The organism is Paenibacillus sp. YYML68 (assembly GCF_027923405.1).
Taxonomy (GTDB): domain Bacteria; phylum Bacillota; class Bacilli; order Paenibacillales; family NBRC-103111; genus Paenibacillus_G.
The window spans coordinates 3,178,740-3,197,706 of the sequence record NZ_BQYI01000001.1; the positions used below are offsets into that span (position 1 = coordinate 3,178,740).

17 protein-coding genes and 1 other annotated feature are annotated in these 18,967 nt (G+C 57.9%); of the genes, 5 read left to right on the forward strand and 12 right to left on the reverse strand.

The features are described 5' to 3' along the window. Nucleotides 1-144: 144 nt before the first annotated feature. Nucleotides 145-1,224 carry an FUSC family protein gene (locus tag PAE68_RS14505; protein ID WP_281888023.1) on the forward strand — a complete coding sequence of 360 codons (1,080 nt, stop codon included), beginning with the start codon at nt 145-147 and terminating at the stop codon, nt 1,222-1,224. Here the strand turns inward: PAE68_RS14505 and PAE68_RS14510 are convergent. From PAE68_RS14510 to leuC, 10 genes are all read right to left on the reverse strand, one after another. Further along, on the reverse strand, nt 1,180-2,073 hold the full coding sequence (locus PAE68_RS14510; protein WP_281888025.1) for a hypothetical protein: 894 nt from the start codon (nt 2,071-2,073) through the stop codon (nt 1,180-1,182). The genes PAE68_RS14505 and PAE68_RS14510 overlap by 45 nt on opposite strands. Nucleotides 2,074-2,186: 113 nt before the next feature. Beyond that, nucleotides 2,187-3,518 carry an FtsW/RodA/SpoVE family cell cycle protein gene (locus tag PAE68_RS14515; protein WP_281888027.1) on the reverse strand — a complete coding sequence of 444 codons (1,332 nt, stop codon included), beginning with the start codon at nt 3,516-3,518 and terminating at the stop codon, nt 2,187-2,189. Further along, nucleotides 3,518-3,844: a PadR family transcriptional regulator gene (locus PAE68_RS14520; RefSeq protein ID WP_281891080.1), complete on the reverse strand. Its 327-nt coding sequence runs from the start codon at nt 3,842-3,844 to the stop codon at nt 3,518-3,520. The genes PAE68_RS14515 and PAE68_RS14520 overlap by 1 nt, the downstream gene beginning before the upstream one ends. 278 nt (nt 3,845-4,122) lie before the next feature. Further along, nucleotides 4,123-4,779: a DnaD domain-containing protein gene (locus PAE68_RS14525; protein WP_281888029.1), complete on the reverse strand. Its 657-nt coding sequence runs from the start codon at nt 4,777-4,779 to the stop codon at nt 4,123-4,125. A gap of 70 nt (nt 4,780-4,849) precedes the next feature. After that, nucleotides 4,850-6,148, reverse strand: coding sequence for an asparagine--tRNA ligase (gene asnS / locus PAE68_RS14530; protein ID WP_281888031.1), 1,299 nt, complete (start codon nt 6,146-6,148; stop codon nt 4,850-4,852). 70 nt (nt 6,149-6,218) lie between these two features. Then, a complete protein-coding gene (locus PAE68_RS14535) occupies nt 6,219-7,433 on the reverse strand; it encodes an acetate/propionate family kinase (protein WP_281888033.1) in 1,215 nt (404 codons plus the stop codon). Beyond that, nucleotides 7,430-8,302: a 3-hydroxyacyl-CoA dehydrogenase family protein gene (locus PAE68_RS14540; RefSeq protein WP_281888035.1), complete on the reverse strand. Its 873-nt coding sequence runs from the start codon at nt 8,300-8,302 to the stop codon at nt 7,430-7,432. The genes PAE68_RS14535 and PAE68_RS14540 overlap by 4 nt, the downstream gene beginning before the upstream one ends. Nucleotides 8,303-8,486: 184 nt before the next feature. Beyond that, nucleotides 8,487-9,227 carry a sulfotransferase family 2 domain-containing protein gene (locus tag PAE68_RS14545; protein WP_281888036.1) on the reverse strand — a complete coding sequence of 247 codons (741 nt, stop codon included), beginning with the start codon at nt 9,225-9,227 and terminating at the stop codon, nt 8,487-8,489. Between the two features lie 249 nt (nt 9,228-9,476). Next, on the reverse strand, nt 9,477-10,070 hold the full coding sequence (gene leuD, locus PAE68_RS14550) for a 3-isopropylmalate dehydratase small subunit (RefSeq protein WP_281888038.1): 594 nt from the start codon (nt 10,068-10,070) through the stop codon (nt 9,477-9,479). A 32-nt stretch (nt 10,071-10,102) separates the two neighbouring features. Next, complete coding sequence (leuC, locus tag PAE68_RS14555; RefSeq protein WP_281888040.1) at nt 10,103-11,521, reverse strand: 3-isopropylmalate dehydratase large subunit; 1,419 nt, start codon at nt 11,519-11,521, stop codon at nt 10,103-10,105. Nucleotides 11,522-11,671: 150 nt separating this feature from the next. On the opposite strand from leuC, the gene PAE68_RS14560 reads away from it, so the two are divergent. Continuing rightward, the gene (locus PAE68_RS14560; RefSeq protein ID WP_281888042.1) at nt 11,672-12,583 is read left to right on the forward strand and encodes a LysR family transcriptional regulator; all 912 of its coding nucleotides are present in this window, start codon (nt 11,672-11,674) and stop codon (nt 12,581-12,583) included. A 148-nt stretch (nt 12,584-12,731) separates the two neighbouring features. Here the strand turns inward: PAE68_RS14560 and PAE68_RS14565 are convergent, their stop codons facing one another. Together PAE68_RS14565 and PAE68_RS14570 are read right to left on the reverse strand one after the other, a co-directional pair. Next, nucleotides 12,732-13,610: a hypothetical protein gene (locus PAE68_RS14565; protein WP_281888044.1), complete on the reverse strand. Its 879-nt coding sequence runs from the start codon at nt 13,608-13,610 to the stop codon at nt 12,732-12,734. A gap of 189 nt (nt 13,611-13,799) precedes the next feature. Continuing rightward, a complete protein-coding gene (locus PAE68_RS14570; protein WP_281888046.1) occupies nt 13,800-14,597 on the reverse strand; it encodes a carbon-nitrogen family hydrolase in 798 nt (265 codons plus the stop codon). 148 nt (nt 14,598-14,745) lie between these two features. Between PAE68_RS14570 and PAE68_RS14575 the strand changes: the two genes are divergently transcribed. The 3 genes from PAE68_RS14575 to PAE68_RS14585 all read left to right on the forward strand — a co-directional run bounded on the left by PAE68_RS14575 (nt 14,746) and on the right by PAE68_RS14585 (nt 18,909). After that, nucleotides 14,746-15,948 (forward strand): pyridoxal phosphate-dependent aminotransferase, encoded by a 1,203-nt coding sequence (locus PAE68_RS14575; RefSeq protein ID WP_281888048.1) that lies wholly within the window; start codon nt 14,746-14,748, stop codon nt 15,946-15,948. Nucleotides 15,949-16,050: 102 nt separating this feature from the next. Beyond that, nucleotides 16,051-16,268 (forward strand) — a binding site (T-box leader). A gap of 91 nt (nt 16,269-16,359) precedes the next feature. Then, nucleotides 16,360-17,499 carry a glutamate 5-kinase gene (proB, locus tag PAE68_RS14580; RefSeq protein WP_281888051.1) on the forward strand — a complete coding sequence of 380 codons (1,140 nt, stop codon included), beginning with the start codon at nt 16,360-16,362 and terminating at the stop codon, nt 17,497-17,499. A 138-nt stretch (nt 17,500-17,637) separates the two neighbouring features. Next, the gene (locus tag PAE68_RS14585) at nt 17,638-18,909 is read left to right on the forward strand and encodes a glutamate-5-semialdehyde dehydrogenase (protein WP_281888052.1); all 1,272 of its coding nucleotides are present in this window, start codon (nt 17,638-17,640) and stop codon (nt 18,907-18,909) included. Nucleotides 18,910-18,967: the final 58 nt, after the last annotated feature.

Here is an 18,967-nt window from a genome sequence, read left to right on the forward strand (position 1 = left end):
AGTTACAACAATTTCCTACCAATTTCTATTATTTTTTTCACATTATACCTTATCGGAACGTAGATTTGAAGATTCTTCTTCATCACGCTCCTTCGGTCTGCCGTATGGTATACTAGGTGAAACGGATCAAGGGAGGCGTTAGATTTGCTAACACGACTCGCCATTGGAAACCGACTGATCAAAACCGGCGTTGCCATATTCGCGACGTCTGCGATATGCCACTGGATGAACTGGCCTACGATCTTCGCCATCATTGCGGCAATCGTTACTTTGGAGCCAACAGTAGACGCTTCAGTACGTAAAGGCTTCATTCGATTCCCCGCCGCTATCACGGGAGCAGCTGTCGCCATGGCTGCGGACTACGCGCTCGGACAGCAGCCGCTCGCCTACACTTTGTCAGCACTGGCAACGATTTATTTGTGCCAATTGCTGAAGTGGAAGGACGCACTCCTCGTTGCCACCTTAACCTCTGTAAATATGATCGCGCTGACAGAATCGGACTACCTGCAAAGCTTCTTCGTGCGAGTCGGAACGACGTTGACCGGTATTACCGTCTCTGCCTTGGTCAATTACTTCATATTCCCCCCGGATTATAGCAAGCAGATTGAGTCGGGCTACAGCCGCCTAACTGGCGATACGCAAGCCACTGTGCGGCTTGCCATTGCCACGTCGCTCGGTGTGGCTCATTCATGCAATTGGAGTGATTCGAACTTAGTATCTCGGCAAGAGCAGATCAATCAGATTCGCCAGACGTTAACCTTCATTGCCTTCCAGCTCGCTGATTGCAAGTATCGGCGCATGCAGCGGCATAAGCTGAAGCGATTGCTGCGCATTCGCCTACATATGACGCGCTTGCTTGGACTGCTCGATGTAACGGAGGAGCTGTGCCGTTGCTCTCGGACATTGTCTCCTGAGCAGCGACAGGCGCTCTGGCAGCGATATGAACGTGCTGTGGAGAGCGGGGGTGAGTCGGAGCAGGTGCGAGAGGATTATAGTGCTGAGCAAGTGCTGGAGGGACATGATGCGGGGCACAAATACAACCCGATTCTGACTCTAAAAGGACAGTATATACCTGAATGGCACGAGGCCGACTGCTGGATGGAGCTACTCATTCGCAAAACTCAGAAGCTAGACCAATTGACAACGGTCATCGACGGCCATGTGATGTGGACTTCAGTCCTAAGGTCCGACGGTCAAAACAGTGCTGGCATGGCTAGAGAGTAGAAAATAGTGGCCCGCCGAGCGCGCGGCCTCGCTCACTACACCATAGCGCACGAAACGTGCGCTATGCTTGCGGCCCGCCGGATGCTCGGCCTCGCTCGCTACACCATAGCGCACGAACCATGCGCTATGCCTGCGGCCAGCCGGGCGCGCGGCCTCGCTCGCTACACCATAGCGCACGAACCGTGCGCTATGCCTGCGGCCCGCTGGGCGCGAGGCCTCGCTCGCTACACCAAAGCGCACGAACCATGCGCTATGCCTACGGCCCGCCGAGTGCGCGGCCTCGCTCGCTACACCATAGCGCACGAACCGTGCGCTATGCTCACCGCCCGCCGAGCGCGCGGCCTCGCTCGCTACCCCATAGCGCACGAAATGTGCGCTATCCTCACCGCCCGCCGAGCGCGCGGCCTCGCTCGCTACACCATAGCGCACGAACCGTGCGCTATCCTCACCGCCCGCCGAGCGCGCGGCCTCGCTCGCTACCCCATAGCGCACGAACCATGCGCTATGCCTGCCGCACGCCGGGCGCGAGGCCTCACTCGCTCCAGCATAGCGCACGAACCGTGCGCTATCCTCACCTCCCGCCGGACGCTCGGCCTCGCTCGCTACACCATAGCGCACGAACCATGCGCTATGCCTGCGGTCCGCCGGGCGCGCGGCCTCGCTCGCTACACCATAGCGCACGAACCATGCGCTATGCCTGCGGCCAGCCGGGCGCGCGGCCTCGCTCGCTACACCATAGCGCACGAACCGTGCGCTATCCTCTCCGCCCGCCGGACGCGAGGCCTCGCTCACTACACCATAGCGCACGAAGCGTGCGCTATGGTGACGTTCCGCCAGACGCTCAGCCATGCTTCCCGCATATCCAAACAAGCCTGAGGCTTCGCCCCAGGCTCCAACTAAACTCAATACTGGTGTCCATTCTCTCGCAGCCAATCCCCCTCTCGTCCCCTCAAGCACCCCCGTCACACGCTCACCCGCACCATATCCTTACGCCTGTACACGCTGTAGATCAGCCCAATCGCGGCTAGCTGCACGAGCATCCCTGTCCCTCCATAGCTGACGAACGGAACGGATATGATGGATAGCGGCAATAGTCCAAGTGACATGCCGATGCTGAACATAAACTTAACCGCGAATAATGAGCCCAGCGCACCAACAAGCTGCTTCCCCACCAGATCACGTACAGCCATAGCCGCCCTGAGCAGCTCAGCAACGAATACCAGCATGAACAGAAGTACAATCGCGCTGAACACCCATCCCATACTGTATATCATATAGGTAAGTATCATGTCAGAATGAATATTGGGCATCAGGTCCGCAGACACACCGTAGCCACGCCCCCACCAACCTGCGGAACGAATGGCCGAGTCGATCTGAACGTACGTATACCCACCATCAAGCGGAGCATTATAGCGGTCGAGAAAGGAGTTTAGCCTTAACGTAATTCTCTCCCATCCATGCTGAATAAAACTAGTTACAATAACTAACGGTAAGCACCATAAAACCACATGTGTTACGAGCAAGCGCCAATCTTGCCGCGACAGGTACAGAAACAAGAAATAAGCAAGACCGTAATAAACGAGATTATCGATAGACGGCACCATAGCATACAGTAAAGCGGGCACAATCGAGTACATTACACATTGGATGATGACCGTCTTCCAACGAGCCTCTCCAAATCCAATATGTCCAAGATGCCCAACCGCTGCCACGAGAAACAGAACCATACTTAAGTCCTTGACGTCGAGAGTGATAGAACCAACATTAAAATATCCGCGCACACCGTTAATCCTAGGCCCAACCCATATAGCAGCTGCTACCAGCACGACCGACACACCATAGATGACCGACGCATACGACAACACCTTACGATAATTAATCCGACTGACGAGCAGCATGACCACGAGTCCAATCCCTAAGTGCACCGCATGTCGATAGAACAGCTGGTAGCTCCCGATATACTGACGTGACGCTGAAGTATAGCTCAGCTCCACCGCATACATCGTAACCAAGGCAGCTGTCAGCAGAACTGCCAACACGGCGAGCATCGCCCACGGAATACGCGGCTTGTGTACTTGATTCAGTCCAGCTGCAACGGAGCGCGTGTCACCCATCTGCTCGATCGCCCATCGAACGGCAGCCTCCTCGCTCAGCCCTTCGGCACGCTTCGATTCTATACGCTCCTCCAAGTGCCCGACAAGCTCCTCCTGAATCTCCTTCCGAAGCTCCCGAGCCTTGACCTGCCGGGTCACTTCACTTACATATTGATCAACCAAAGGATGTACGTTCAACATCACGCCGACCCCTCCCCGAGCACCCGATCTACAGCGCCGCGGAACAGCCGCCATTCCTGCTTCTTCTCCAGCAGCTGACGCCGACCGTTATCCGTAATCCGGTAATACTTGCGCCTGCGTCCCTCGCTCTCCTCCCAATACGAGCTCACCCACTGCTCGGACTCCATGCCATGTAGAATCGGATACAGCGTCCCCTCCTTCAGCACGAACGCCCCCTCTGACAGCAGCTCCAGCTCCTTAATCAGCTGATACCCGTAGCAATCCCGACGCTCAAGCACATTCAAGATCAGCGTCCCTGTCGTTCCCTTCAGCAGCTCCTTGTTCATCCTCGTCACTTGCGAATGAGCACCTCCCTATATGTCATACAAGCATTATACCTAGATTACATAGGCATAGCAAATCTAGGTATACCAACCACACATCGCCTAACTAGAAAAAAAGAACACCCGCCCTATGGCGAATGCTCTGCTCGCTTTGCTCTAACTTCTCAATCTACTTCAATCGACTCGATAGCCTTCATCCCGACCGAATCAGCTCCCGCACTTCCACTCGGCACGGCAAGACGCCCATTATTTCTCGGCACGTATTCTATTCCATAACCCCGCTACCTCGCGCGAAACTTCTGCGAATGCTCCTTCGCCTGCTCCACCGTCGAGATCCGATTGCGCTGCCATTCCAGCAGAATACGATCGATATAGCGAAAATGCAGCCGACCCGCGAACACGGCCTCCTTCAGTCCAGCTAATATAAGCGCCTCTGGATGCTTGTCCTTATCGAGCCAGCTGGATATCGTCTCCAGCTCCATCGGCGTCAGCGGCCGGCCGAACTCCCGCTCGAAGATCGAGAAGACGTCCTTGCCGCTGCGACTCGTTGCCTCCGACAACCGCCGTGCAGACTGCTGCGCAGCCCGCTCCTCCGCGTGCAGCATCGCGAGCCGCTCCAGCAGCGGCGTCCAGTTGTACAGCTCGCTATGGACGCCGGTGACCGGGTCCTTGCGCTCATCGATGCGAAGCAGTCCCGCCTTCAGCAGCTTCTGCAGCACCGACAGCACCTGCTCCTGCGTCAGCGTCATGCGCGCCTGCAGCTGCTCCGGCGTCGGGAAGTCGACATTTTCCCGCTGCTTGAACGCCATCAGCTGAATGACGAGCATCACCTCCTGCTCGCTCAGGTTCAGGCGGGTATAATTTTGCAGCAGCCAATACGGCACAGACGCCTGTCCGCTCTGCAGCCCCTCAAGCAGCACAGATGCGATGTCCTCCATGTCCGAATCGCCCCCCTCTCCTTGCCTAGCCTAGTACCAGTACTCCTTCACCCCAACCCATAACAACAACCTACGGATACAGCCGATTCAGCAGCCTCGGGAACGGAATCGTCTCCCGCACATGCTCGAGTCCGCAGATCCACGCCACCGTTCGCTCCAGACCAAGACCGAAGCCCGAGTGCGGGACAGAGCCGTATTTACGCAGATCCAGATACCACTGGTACGCCTCCTTAGACAGCTCATGCTGCTGGAAGCGCGACTCCATCAGCTCCGGATCGTCGATGCGCTGGCTTCCCCCGATAATCTCCCCGTACCCCTCCGGCGCGATCATATCGGCGCACAGCACGACGTCTGGACGATTCGGGTCTGGCTTCATATAGAACGCCTTAATCTCCGTCGGATAATGCGTAATGAACACCGGCTTGTCATAGCTCTGGGCAATCGCCGTCTCATGCGGAGCGCCGAAGTCCTCGCCCCACTCGATCTCATGACCGTTCTCCTGCAAGAAGCGGATCGCCTCGTCATATGTAATGCGCGGGAACGGCGCCTGAATCGACTCCAGCTTCGTCACGTCACGCTCCAGCGTCTCCAGCTCCTTGCGGCAGCTCGCCAGCACCGATTGTACGATGTGGGAGACGAACTGCTCCTGCACCTCAAGATTTTGCTCATGCGTGACGAACGCCATCTCCGGCTCGATCATCCAGAACTCGATCAGATGTCGGCGCGTCTTCGACTTCTCCGCACGGAACGTCGGTCCGAACGAATATACACGGCCGAGCGCCATCGCCGCCGCCTCCATATAGAGCTGACCGCTCTGCGTCAAGTACGCATCCTCGTCGAAATATTTCGTATGGAACAAGTTCGTCGTACCCTCGCACGACGATGGTGTCAGAATCGGAGGATCAACAAGCTGGAAGCCCCGCTCGTCAAAAAACTGCTGGATCGCCCGAATAATTTGCGCCCGGATGACCAGTATAGCCCGCTGCCGCGGCGAACGAATCCACAGATGGCGGTGATCCATCAAGAAGTCGACCCCGTGCTCCTTTGGCGTAATCGGATATTCCTCCGCCACCTGAATCAGCTCGACACCAGTGACGGTCAGCTCATAGCCGCCCTTGCTGCGCGTATCCTCGCGTATGATTCCGGTCACGTACAGCGAGCTCTCCTGTGTCAGCTTGCCCGAATCGTCCCAGACTTGCTCTGGCACCTCGCTCTTGACGACGACCCCCTGTATGAAGCCTGTCCCGTCGCGCAGCTGCAGGAAGCGGATCTTACCGCTGGAACGAACATTGTGCAGCCAGCACCCTATTGTAACCGTTTGCTCTACATATCGATCCGCCTCGCGAATCGTAACGATTGAACGACTCAACTGCGACTCCCCCTTACGATGTGGCAGCGAACGCCGGAGGAACATGCGTTCGACCGGCGTCCTCTTTTCCTTATTCTACATGATTGCGGTCCAAAATCAAACGATACGTATCCCGCGCAATGACTAGCTCCTCGTTCGTCGGAATGACGAGCACCTGCACCCGCGAGCCAGCTGCTGTAATGATCCGCTCGTCCGCCGAACGCCGTGCATTCGCCTCCTCGTCGAGCTCAACGCCGAGGAACGTCAGGTTGCGGCAGACAGCAGCCCGCAGCGCCGCAGAATTTTCACCGACACCCGCGGTGAAGACGATCGCATCGAGCCCGTTCATCGCCGCCGCGTAGGCGCCGATATACTTACGCAGCCGATACTCGTACATCTGGAAGGCTAGCGCCGCGCTGCGGTCGCCGCTCTCCATCGCCTGCGTAATTTCGCGCATGTCACTGCTCAGACCCGAGATCGCCATTAAGCCGCTATGCTTGTTCAGCATCGAATTAACCTCGGACAGCGTCAAGTCCTCCTTATCCATCGTGAACGGCACGATGGCCGGGTCAATGTCGCCGCTGCGCGTCCCCATCATGAGCCCCTCCAGCGGCGTCATCCCCATCGTCGTATCGAACGAGCGCCCGTCCCGAATCGCCGTGCAGCTCGCGCCGTTGCCGATGTGGCACGTGATCAGCTTCAGCTCAGCGAGCGGCCGTCCGAGCACCGCCGCCGCCCGCTCGCTGACGTAGGCATGACTCGTGCCGTGGAAGCCGTAGCGGCGCACCTTGTGCTTGCGATACAGCACCATCGGGATTGGATATAAGTACGACATCTCAGGCATCGTCTGATGGAACGCCGTATCGAACACGACGGCCTGCGGCTTGCCCGGCATGTTCGCCTCCACCGCCTGGATGCCGAGCATATGCGCCGGGTTGTGCAGCGGGGCGAGGTCGAACAGTCGCTTAATCTCCCGCTTCACCTCGTCATCGACGAGCACCGAGCTCGAGAACGACTCCCCACCGTGGACGACCCGATGACCGACCGCATCGATCTGCGCCGCCGACTCCAGCACCCCATGCTGTGGATGGACGAGCATCGCCAGCACCCGCTTGATCGCCGTCGTATGCTCGAGAATTTCGCTTACCTCGCGAATCTCCGGCTTCCCCTCCGGCTCATAGGTCAAGATCGCCGAATCCATACCGATCCGCTCCACCTTCCCCTTCGCCAGCACCGACTCCTCACGCATCTCATACAGCTGGAACTTCAGCGACGAGCTGCCCGCATTAATGACGAGCACGATCATAGCCGATCACCATCCTTGTCATAGTGAAAAAAGCCTTGTCCCGTCTTCACGCCGAGCTTCCCCGCCCGCACCATCTGCTTGAGCAGGAACGACGGTCGGTACTTCAGCTCCCCGAACTCGCGGAACATGCGCTCCATCGCCGCCAGCACCGAATCGAGACCGAACCGATCCGCCATCTCGAGCGGCCCATAATGGAAGTCGTATCCAATGCGCATCGCGCTGTCAATGTCATCTGCAGACGCCACACCCTCTGACAAGGCGTGCATCGCTTCATTAATAAGGATACAGATCAGCCGCGTCGTCACGAAGCCTGGCGATTCATAGACAAGAATGCCGCGCTTCTGGATCGTCTGCTCGACGAACTCCCGCGTACGGCTGAACGTCTCATCGCTCGTGCGGACGGCGCGTATAATTTCGACGAGATCGATTTTGGACACCGGATATAGAAAATGCAGCCCGATCACCCGCTCCGGCAGACTTGTCTGGGCCGCCATCTCGGTCAAGCTCAGCGTCGACGTGTTGCTCGCAAGCACGACCTCCGGCGGGCACGTCTCATCGAGACGGGCGAAGATGCTCTTCTTCAGCTCCATATCCTCGGACACCGACTCAATGACCATGTCGCACTCGGCGAGCCGAGCCCACTCCGTCTCCTTATGGATGCGGGACAGAATAAGCTTCTTCTCCGCGGCGGTAATGGCCCATTTCTCCAGCTGCTTATCGAGACTAATCTCCAACTGCTCCCATGCCTGCTCCAGCCGCTCCGGCGTCCGCTCGATCAGCAGCACCTCCAGCCCGCGCGCCGCCAGCATCTCGGCAATGCCCTGCCCCATCGTTCCGGCTCCGACTACACCGATCTTATGAAATGACATTGGCTCCATCCTTTCCCATTCACGCTTCTCCCCTGCTATTATATACAACGGACGTGGGGGTAAACAAAAACAGGCAGACAAGGCGAAGGGTGAGGATGAACATGGTCATTTCGATCTCCTTAATCCACGAGATCATTAATAGTTAACAAAGCTGAGCAAGTACTTCACTTGGAATCAGCTTTTATTAACGTCTTTCGTTTGTTAGTTCATAGGCGAAGCGGTATAGCTCGAGGTCCATTACATTTTTTTCATAAAAACGCTGTATGGTTTTTGGATTCAGTGAGTCGAGGGACGGCTTCATCCGCTTCGTCTCATTCTCAGCATATTTCTGTACAGGACTCGACCAACCTAATTGTTTGGCCATTGCAGTTAGATCAGTATGGAATCGTTCTGTAATGCCAATGTAGGAGAAATAGGTTAATAAGTTCCTCTTAGCTACTTCTAAATTAGGAATGTAATCGCCCGGATTCCAACTGAAATATTGACTCCCAGGCTGATGAACAAACCTCCCTGGTACACCGGTTAAATATTTGGTTTGAATATTGGAGGTTAAAGGGTTCAACTCCTCGCATTCCATGAACTGCTGAAAGTTCATGTTGATCACCTTGGGATGGGCTGGAATGACCGGACTACTCTGAATGTAGCTGAACATCGACATATACAATTTCAAAGTATCACGAAGAAAGGTTGCGTACGTGCATGGTTTATCGATTAAATGATGAAGTCCGAAAGGAAAATGGCCCGAGATGGCCCGTACTGGTGATTGAGGATGGTTGCATATCTTGACGAGCCGTTCCGTCGACCATGATGGATCGTCATGCAAATAAGCAATTTGATCGCGAGTATATTGATCTTGCAGCAATCGATTGAACGTTGTCCCAGCGGTCTTCGGAATATGCACAAAAATAGTGATCTGAGCGTTCAACATATCACCCCTGAATATTTAATTTCTTTTCATATCATGACTTGATTTTCTTGAAATCCAGCATTTGATGGGCCGAATCAATTTGTTCTGTAAAACTTAGACACCCAATAGAGGAATTGTATTCATTCCCCTCTCATTACTCAACACCCACGGAACACTGAACGTAAACATAACAAAAAACCCGCAAGCAAGCCCACCTCCGAACGAAGGGAACTAACCTGCGGGTCTTAAACTCTCTTCAACTTATAATTACTTACTCGCCATACGCTCCTCGTAAGCGGCGATCTTATCTGCATGCTGAAGCGTCAAGCCGATGTCATCGAGACCTTGCAGCAGGAACTGACGGCGGTGCTCGTCAAGGTCGAACGCGATGCTCAAGCCTTGCTCGTCGATAATCGTCTTGTTCTCGAGGTCCACAGTCAGCTGGTAGCCAGCATTCGCGTTCGTGCGCTGGAACAGCTCTTCCACCTGCTCCTCGCTCAGCTTGATCGGCAGAATGCCGTTCTTGAAGCAGTTGTTGTAGAAGATGTCAGCGAACGACGGCGCGATGACAACGCGGAACCCGTAGTCCTGAATCGCCCACGGCGCGTGCTCGCGGGACGAGCCGCAGCCGAAGTTAGCGCGGGAGATCAGCACCGATGCGCCTGCATAGCGCTCTTGGTTCAGGCTGAATTCTGGAATGACGTTACCCTTCGGGTCAAAGCGCCATTCGTAGAACAGAAATTGGCCGAAGCCGGAGCGCTCGATGCGCTTCAGAAATTGCTTAGGGATGATCGCATCCGTATCCACGTTCACGCGGTCAACCGGACCTACAAGGCCTGTATGCTTCTTGAAAGCTTCCATGTCGTCGTACTCCTTACGTCTTGAAATTTATATTAAGCTTCCTGCTTTACTTTGAATTCCCAGTCGCGCACATCGGTAAAACGGCCCTTGATCGCAGCAGCTGCTGCCATCGCAGGAGATACGAGATGCGTACGTCCGTCGCGGCCTTGACGACCCTCGAAGTTACGGTTGGACGTCGAAGCGCAGCGCTGACCCGGCTGAAGCACGTCAGGATTCATCGCAAGGCACATCGAGCAGCCAGCATCACGCCATTCGAAGCCTGCATCGGTGAAGATCTTGTCAAGACCTTCCTTCTCCGCCTGCAGCTTCACGCGACCGGAGCCCGGTACGACGATGGCTGTAACGTTCGCGGATACTTGGTGGCCTTGAGCAACTGCAGCAGCAGCGCGAAGGTCCTCGATCCGGCCGTTCGTACAGGAGCCAATGAACACATAATCGATCTCGATCTCGCTCATAGGCGTGCCCGGTGTCAGACCCATGTACTCCAGCGCCTTCTCCGCTGCCTTACGCTCGTTCTCCGTTGCAAAATCAGCCGGATTCGGCACGCTGCTCGTAATGTCGGTACCCATGCCAGGGCTCGTTCCCCAGGTGACTTGCGGGATGAGGCTCTCTGCATCGAAATCAACGACGCGGTCGTATACAGCGCCTTCGTCTGTCGTCAGCTGCTTCCACGCGGCAACCGCCTGGTCGAACTCCTCGCCCTGCGGTACGTATTGACGGCCGCGCAAGTATTCGAATGTCGTCTCGTCCGGAGCGATCAAGCCAGCGCGCGCGCCTGCCTCGATGGACATGTTACATACGGTCATACGCTCTTCCATCGTCAATGCGCGGATCGCTTCACCTGTATACTCAATAACATAGCCCGTTGCAAAGTCAGTGCCGTACTGAGCAATTACGCCAAGAATCAAGTCCTTCGCTGTTACGCCCGGCTTCATGCGGCCGTTGATGCGCACCTCAAGCGTCTTCGCCTTCGACTGCTGCAAGCACTGCGTCGCGAGCACGTGCTCAACCTCGCTCGTACCGATCCCGAACGCGAGCGCGCCGAATGCACCGTGCGTGGACGTGTGGCTGTCGCCGCATACAATTGTTTTGCCCGGATGCGTCAAGCCGACTTCAGGTCCCATAACGTGCACGACACCTTGATCGATGTGGTTCAGGTCGAACAGAGTAACGCCGAAGTCTGCGCAGTTTTTGGACAGTGTGTCAATCTGCTGCTTGGAGATCGGGTCTGTAATGTTGAAGCGGTCCTTCGTCGGTACGTTGTGGTCCATCGTCGCGAACGTGCGGTCCGGACGGCGAACCTGACGGCCTGCCATACGAAGACCCTCGAACGCTTGCGGGCTCGTTACCTCGTGCACGAGATGCAGGTCGATGTAGATGATGCTCGGCTTGCCTTCCTCGGCATGGATGACGTGATTGTCCCAAATTTTCTCAAACATTGTTTTTGCCATCGAATACACCTCTAGTCATGTATGAAATTAATGAATGCAACAATCGCATTGCTTATATGAGTTACATCCTATCATGTTCAGCTTCATTGTTCCAGTATATAATATCTATAACATTCATAGCTTATAGCTATAAGGGAGATGGTGGAAGCGATGGAGCTCAGACAATTACAATACGCCCTGCAGATCGCACTGGATAAAAATTTCTCAAGAGCCGCTGAGAAGCTGCACATCGCCCAGCCGTCGCTCAGCCAGCAGCTGTCCAAGCTCGAGAAGGAGCTCGGCGTCCTGCTGTTCCAGCGCACGACGAACTCCGTCGAGGCGACATACGCAGGCACGCTGTTCGTCGAGAAGGCGCAAAAAATACTCGACCTCGTCGAGCAGCTGAAGATGGAGATGGAAGATATATCGCAAATGCGCAAGGGCCGCCTCGTCGTCGGTAGCCTGCCGATTACAGGCGCGCACGTGCTGCCGCTCGTCCTGCCCGAGTTCCGTTCGCGCTATCCCGAGATCGACGTCGTGCTCATCGAGGACTCGTCGAGCAATCTGGAGCAACTGACAGCGCTCGGCGGCGCCGACATCAGCCTGCTGTCGCTGCCACTGAACGATGACGCGCTCGACTACATCCCCGTCATCGAGGAGGAGATTAAGCTGGCGGTGCCGCCGGGTCATCCGCTTGCCGCACGCTCGGCGGAGAAGCCCCGCAAGCCGATCGAGCTGTCCGCGCTCCGCGCCGAGCCATTCATCGCGCTCAAGCAAGGCCAAGGCTTCCGGCAGCTGACGATGGAGCTGTGCGGGAGCGCAGGCTTCCGCCCGAATATCGTGTTCGAGAGCAGCAACATCGAGACGGTGCAGTCGTTCGTCGCCGCGGGCATGGGCATCGCCTTCGTCCCCGACATGGTGTCGCGGGGCAAATGGAGCGAGCTCGCCCCCGTCTACTTGCCGCTCGTCGGTCGCCCCACCCGCGTGCTCGTCATCGCCTACCGCAAGGGCCGCTACTTGTCCAAGGCGGTGGCGGCGTTCATGGACACATTCCGCGAGGTGATTGGGGTGCGGGAGCGGTAGGCGGCGTAGCGCCTGCGCCAACCCCCGTTACGATGCTTCTCATCGTAACCGCACCCTCGCGCCGCAGCGCCTGCTCACGCAACGCATGCACTCCCCGCGCCCACCGCGCTAACGGCGCACGAGCACCGTTAGCGCCCTTTTTTCCACCCTAATACCGCTGTAGAATCATCTGCGTCTTCAGCTCGTCGGTCGGCGAGAACCAGCCCTTCTGCGTCAGCAGCGTCTGTAGCTCGCTCTGCAGCCAAGCGGCCTCCGAGCGCGATGTCGTCTTGAACGACGACTCGACGATGTAATCGTAGCCCGTACCGTCAGCCTCGATAATCGGCCACACCTCGATGTACAGCTTCTTGCCCTGCCACGTACCGATCCAGCGCTTCGCATCGACAGGACCGTACTTGTCCGCGACAGCCAGCTTGTCCGTGCCCCAGTTCGAGTACACATCATTCTCGAACTTGCCCGGCGCGTTGCTGATCGTCATCGAGCGGGAATCCGACTTCGACGGCAAGTCCATGCCATTGTAGCCGCTCTTCGTCACCAGCTTCTTGTTGCTGAAGCTCAGCGTCTTCTTCGTGTAGCCCCAGTCCACCTGCGCCTCGTAATCGTCCTCTGTCGCATCGAAGCCGTCAAGCGCCGCCTGAGCCAGCGCGCCGTCGATATCGTCGTTCACAATCGGATAACGCTTCTTGTACGTCAGCTCGAACTCCTTATCGCTGTATTCCTCCATCTTGCGCACGCGCACGTTCCAGCCTTGGGCATCCAGCTCGAGCGAAGCCGTGTCCATATACTGCACGCTCATCTTCGTCTTCGAGCTCGGCATGCCGAACGTGCTGCGAACCGAGCTCTTCAGCTCCTTACTCGAATCGAGCACCGCGTCCGGCTTCATGAACAGCTTCACCTCATAGTCCGGTACAGCTGGCGCAGGCGCCGCCACGAGTCCTTGCACATTCGTGTTCGCGAGCAGCACGAGCGACAGCGACACCGATGCGACGACCGCACCTGCGCGCTTCGAGCCTAACAACCTTAACATATCCATTCCACCCTCTCTATGTATCGCTGCCTCTAGACAGCCTGCCCATCATCTTATTCCAGATTTGTTAGATGAACGTCAACGAGGCTGTAACTTTTTGTAAACGTGTGCTGGCACCCCTCCCACCGCATCGCAACGACAAAAAGAGGCCCGCCGTCCGCAAACGGCTGCAGCCTCTCCACACCAGCTCTAGTACAGCGCCGGCCTGCGATCCTCGAAGATCGGAATGCGCTTGCGCACCTCCGTCACCAGCTCCAGATCAATCGTCGCCCGCACGATCTGCTCGCTCTCGTCACCCTCCGCCAGCACCTCGCCCCACGGATCGATCACCATCGAATGTCCGAAAAACTCCGTCGTCCCGCTAATGCCGACGCGGTTGCACGCGATGACGAACATCTGGTTCTCGATGGCCCGCGCTGTCAGCAATGTCCGCCAATGATGCAGACGCGGCTTCGGCCACTCGGCCGGCACGAACGTCACCTGCGCTCCACCGAGCGCAAGCTTGCGGAACAGCTCCGGGAAGCGGATGTCGTAGCAGATCATCATCCCGCTCGGCACACCGTCCAGCTGCAGCTGTCCAAGACGGTCGCCGCTCTGCAGGAACTTCTCCTCATCCATCAGACGGAACAGATGAATCTTCGAATAGTCGCCAGCCTCGCCGCCCTCACGGTCGAACGCGTAGATCGTATTGTAGACGCCCTCGCCCCGCTTCTCGGCGATCGAGCCGCCGACGATGTTCACGCCGTGCTCACGGCTGAACGCCGACAGCAGCTCGCGCGTACGCTGACCGTTCGGATCGGCGAGCTCGTGAATGTGCTCCAGCGCGTAGCCAGTGTTCCACATCTCCGGTACGACGATGACGTCAGGCTTATTCTCATGCGCCACCGCCTGCTCCAGCAGCGATTGCAGCTTCTCATAGTTGCGCTCCGGCTCGCCGATCGCGATATCCATCTGCAGCAGCGCTACGTTCCATTGTTTCTTCTCCATCCCCTACACTCCTATCTACATGACATGCGCCGACCGTACACCGACGTACAAGCCGTCCATGTACAGAGCACCAGATTCATGATACATTGTTTACATTGTAAAAGCGCGTGCGCGCAAAGTCTACTTTATTATATGGAGTGAGCGTATCATGAACCATTCTACCCCGAGCGCGTCAAGTGCTTTTCCTATGGTGCCTGCAGATCGGCTGCAGCAGCTGCCTACACAATTTTTCGCCAAGCTCGTGCGCAAGGCGAACGAGCAGGTCGCAGCCGGACACGACGTCATCAATCTCGGACAAGGCAACCCGGACCGCCCGACGCCGCCGCATATCGTCGAGACACTGCAGAAGGCAGCCGAGAATCCGCTGTATCACAAATATTCGCCGTTCAACGGCTACCTGTTCCTGAAGGAAGCGGTAGCGCAGCGCTATCGTGAGGATTACGGCGTTGAGCTTGATCCCGAGACGGAGGTCGCGATTCTGTTCGGCGGCAAGACGGGACTCGTCGAGATCGTCCAGTGTCTTCTCAACCCCGGCGACGTCTGCCTCGTACCCGATCCCGGCTACCCGGACTACTGGTCTGGCGTTGCTCTAGCGGGTGCCCGCATGGCGTTCATGCCGCTGAAGGAAGAGAACGCATTCCTACCGGATTACTCCGCGTTGTCGGCAGACGATGTGAACAAGGCGAAGCTCATGTTCATCAACTATCCGAACAACCCGACGGCCGTCTCCGCGCCGATCTCCTTCTATGAGGAGACGGTTCGATTCGCTGAGAAGCACGGCATCGTCGTCGCCAGCGACTTCGCCTACGGCGCGATCGGCTTCGACGGCGAGCAGCCGGTCAGCTTCCTACAGGTGCCGGGTGCGAAGGAGGTCGGCGTCGAGTTCTACACGCTGTCCAAGACGTACAACATGGCCGGCTGGCGTGTCGGCTTCTGCCTCGGCAACCGCGAGATCGTGCGAATGATCAACCTCATTCAGGATCATTATTATTGCAGCCTGTTCGGGGGCATCCAGGAGGCGGCGGCCGCAGCGCTGACTGGCCCGCAGACGTGCGTGCGCGAGCTCGTGTCCGTCTACGAGGGACGCCGCAACGCGCTGTTCACTGAGCTCGATCGGATCGGCTGGAAGGCGACGCGCTCGCAGGGCTCGTTCTTCACGTGGCTGCCGGTGCCGAAGGGGTACAGCTCCGAGTCGTTCGCTGACCTGCTGCTGAATGAGGCGAAGATCGTCGTTGCACCAGGCGTCGGCTTCGGCGAGCATGGCGAAGGGTACGTCCGTCTCGGACTGCTGAGCTCGGAGGAGCGTCTGAAGGAAGCGGCGCAGCGGATTGAGGCGCTGGGACTCTTTTAGCATAGGACCACAATAGTTGTAGAGAATGGCTCGAGCTGTGCGCCCTGCTGGTCCTCCTTACCTTTACAAAGTCCGCCCGACCATGATATTCTAAACACACATACAAACGTATTGATGGGAATAGTAGGAAGCCCCCTGCACGCTCAGAGAGTAAATTCCACCGGCTGCGAGAATTTACCGTGAAGCCTTGCCGAACCTGCCCCTGAACGGCCGGATGACGAGTCCGGACGGCTTCCCCCTCCGTTATGCGGGCAAAGACGGGTGAGCTATGCTCGCCAAGTAAGGTGGTACCGCGGAAGTTACAGGCTTTCGTCCTTAGTGGACGGGGCCTTTTTCGTTTGTCCACGCTACGGGGACGCTGCTTCCTGCTTGAAGGAATACGTTGATTCGGTTAAGAAAAGAGTGAATACGATGCAACAGGCTATCGTTGTCAAAATCGGCAGCAGCTCGCTCACGTCAGACGAGGGCGGGCTGAACCGCAGTCAAATTGAATTTTTTGCGAGCGAGCTCGCAGCGCTGCAGAAGCAGGGCTATCCGGTGCTGCTCGTCACCTCAGGCGCGGTCGCCGCTGGCTTCCGCGAGCTCGGCTACGAGACGCGGCCGAAGGCGCTGCACGAGAAGCAAGCGTCCGCCTCGGTCGGACAGGCGCTGCTCATGCAGGCGTACCACGAGGCGTTCGCCCGTCACGGCGTCGGCGTCGGGCAAATCTTGCTGACGCGCATCGACTTCGTCAGCCGCAAGCGGGTGCATAACGCGCAGATGACGCTGGAGGAGCTGCTGCGCCGCCGCATGATCCCCATTATTAACGAGAATGATACGGTATCGGTCGATGAGCTGAAGTTCGGGGACAACGACAAGCTGTCCTCCCTCGTGGCCAATCTTGTGCGGGCGAAGCAGCTCGTCATTATTACGGACATGGACGGACTATATACCGGCGATCCGCGCAAGGACAAGGCGGCTAAGCGTATTGACCGCGTGTCCGTCATAGACGAGGAGCTGTATCGGTACGCCGGCGGCTCCGGCTCGTCGGTCGGCACAGGCGGCATGCGCTCCAAGGTGGAGGCGGCCCGTATATCGATGCGGGGCGGCATCCCGGTCTTCATCGGGCGCGTGACCGAGCCTGGCGATCTGGCTGCTGCCGTCGAGGGCGTCGGCAAGGGCACGTACTTCGAGCCGACAGGCCACAGCCTGCCGGTCAAGAAGCAGTGGCTCGGCTTCCACTCCCAGCCGCTCGGCACTGTCGTCGTCGACGAGGGCGCCGAGCGGGCGCTCGTCAGCGGCGGCAAGAGCTTGCTCCCCGCCGGTGTCCGCGAGGTCGCTGGCGAGTTCCACCCCGGCGACGTCATCGAGGTGCTGAATGCGAGCGGCCAGACGGTCGGCCGCGGCGTCGTCAACTATGCCGCCTGGCAGCTGCAGGCGGTCGCAGGGCTCGGCACCGATGAGGTGCAGCGGCGCATCGAGGTGCCCCGCATCGAGGTGATTCACCGTGATGAGTGGATTACGCTCGCGAGCGGCGTGAGCAGTGGGGGAGCAGGCGAACCGACGAGCTGATGCAGCCTTTCGGCGTCCCCCACGCTAACCAGATTGCGGCGACGGCTGGACTGGTTCCTTTTTCCACCAACCATGCAGTCATTGCAGCTCAGCACGCCATACACCATCCTATTCCATTGAAGGAGGTCATTATCGAATATGTCTATCCATACACAAGCCCACACATCCGAGGTTGCTCAGAAGGCAGCGCTGGCCAAGGCCGCAGCGCCGAAGCTCGCCCTGCTCACGACCGAGCAGAAGAACGCCGCACTGCTGCGCATGGCGGACGCGCTCGTCGCTGAAGCCGCCTCGATCATGGCAGCGAACGAGCTCGATCTGCAGCGCGGACGCGAGAACGGCACGTCCCCTTCCCTGCTCGACCGACTGGCGCTCGACGAAGCGCGCATCGGCGGCATCGCAGAGGGACTGCGTCAAGTCGTCGCACTGCCGGACCCGGTCGGCGACGTGCTCGAGCAGTTCGACCGCCCGAACGGACTTGCGATCCGCAAGGTGCGCGTGCCGCTCGGCGTCATCGGCATGATCTACGAGGCGCGTCCGAACGTTACCGTCGATGCCGCAGGCCTATGCCTGAAGACAGGCAACGCGGTCGTGCTGCGTGGCGGCTCGTCGGCGCTCGAATCGAACCGACGCATCGTCGAGGTGCTGCACATGGCGCTCAGCGAGACCGACGTACCGGTCGATGCGGTGCAGCTCGTGCTCGATCCCGACCGCAAGTCGGTCGATGAGATGCTGCGCCTGAACGGCCTGCTCGACGTGCTCATTCCACGCGGTGGCGCTTCGCTCATCCAGAACGTCGTGAAGAACGCCTCCGTGCCGGTCATCGAGACGGGCGCAGGCATTTGCCACACGTTCGTGGACGAGACGGCGAAGCCAGAGATGGCGCTGCGCATCGCTCTGAACGCCAAGGTACAGCGTCCGTCCGTCTGCAACTCGATGGAGACGCTGCTCGTCCACCTCGCCTTCGCGGAGCAGCATCTGCAGCTGCTCGTCGATGCTTTCGTCGAGAAGAAGGTTGAGCTGCGCGTCGATGAAGAGACGCTTGCGCGTTGTCCATACTTAACGGCTGCCAGCGCCCAGGATTGGGATACGGAGTACAACGACTACATTCTGAATATCCGCATTGTTAAAAGTGTGGATGAGGCGCTCGCCCATATCGCCCAGCACGGTACGCAGCATTCCGAGTGCATCGTCACGGAGAACAACGAGAACGCCGTTCGCTTCTTGAACGAGGTCGATGCCGCAGCGGTGTACCACAACGCATCCACTCGCTTCACCGACGGCTTCGAATTCGGCTTCGGCGCAGAGATCGGCATCAGCACACAGAAGCTCCACGTGCGCGGACCGATGGGCTTGCCAGCGCTGACGTCGAGCAAGTATTGCATCGTCGGCAACGGACAAATTCGCGAGTAGACGGCTTGGGCGTCCATCCCAGCGCCACTCGCTATCGCCTGTCGGCTTCGCCCGGATG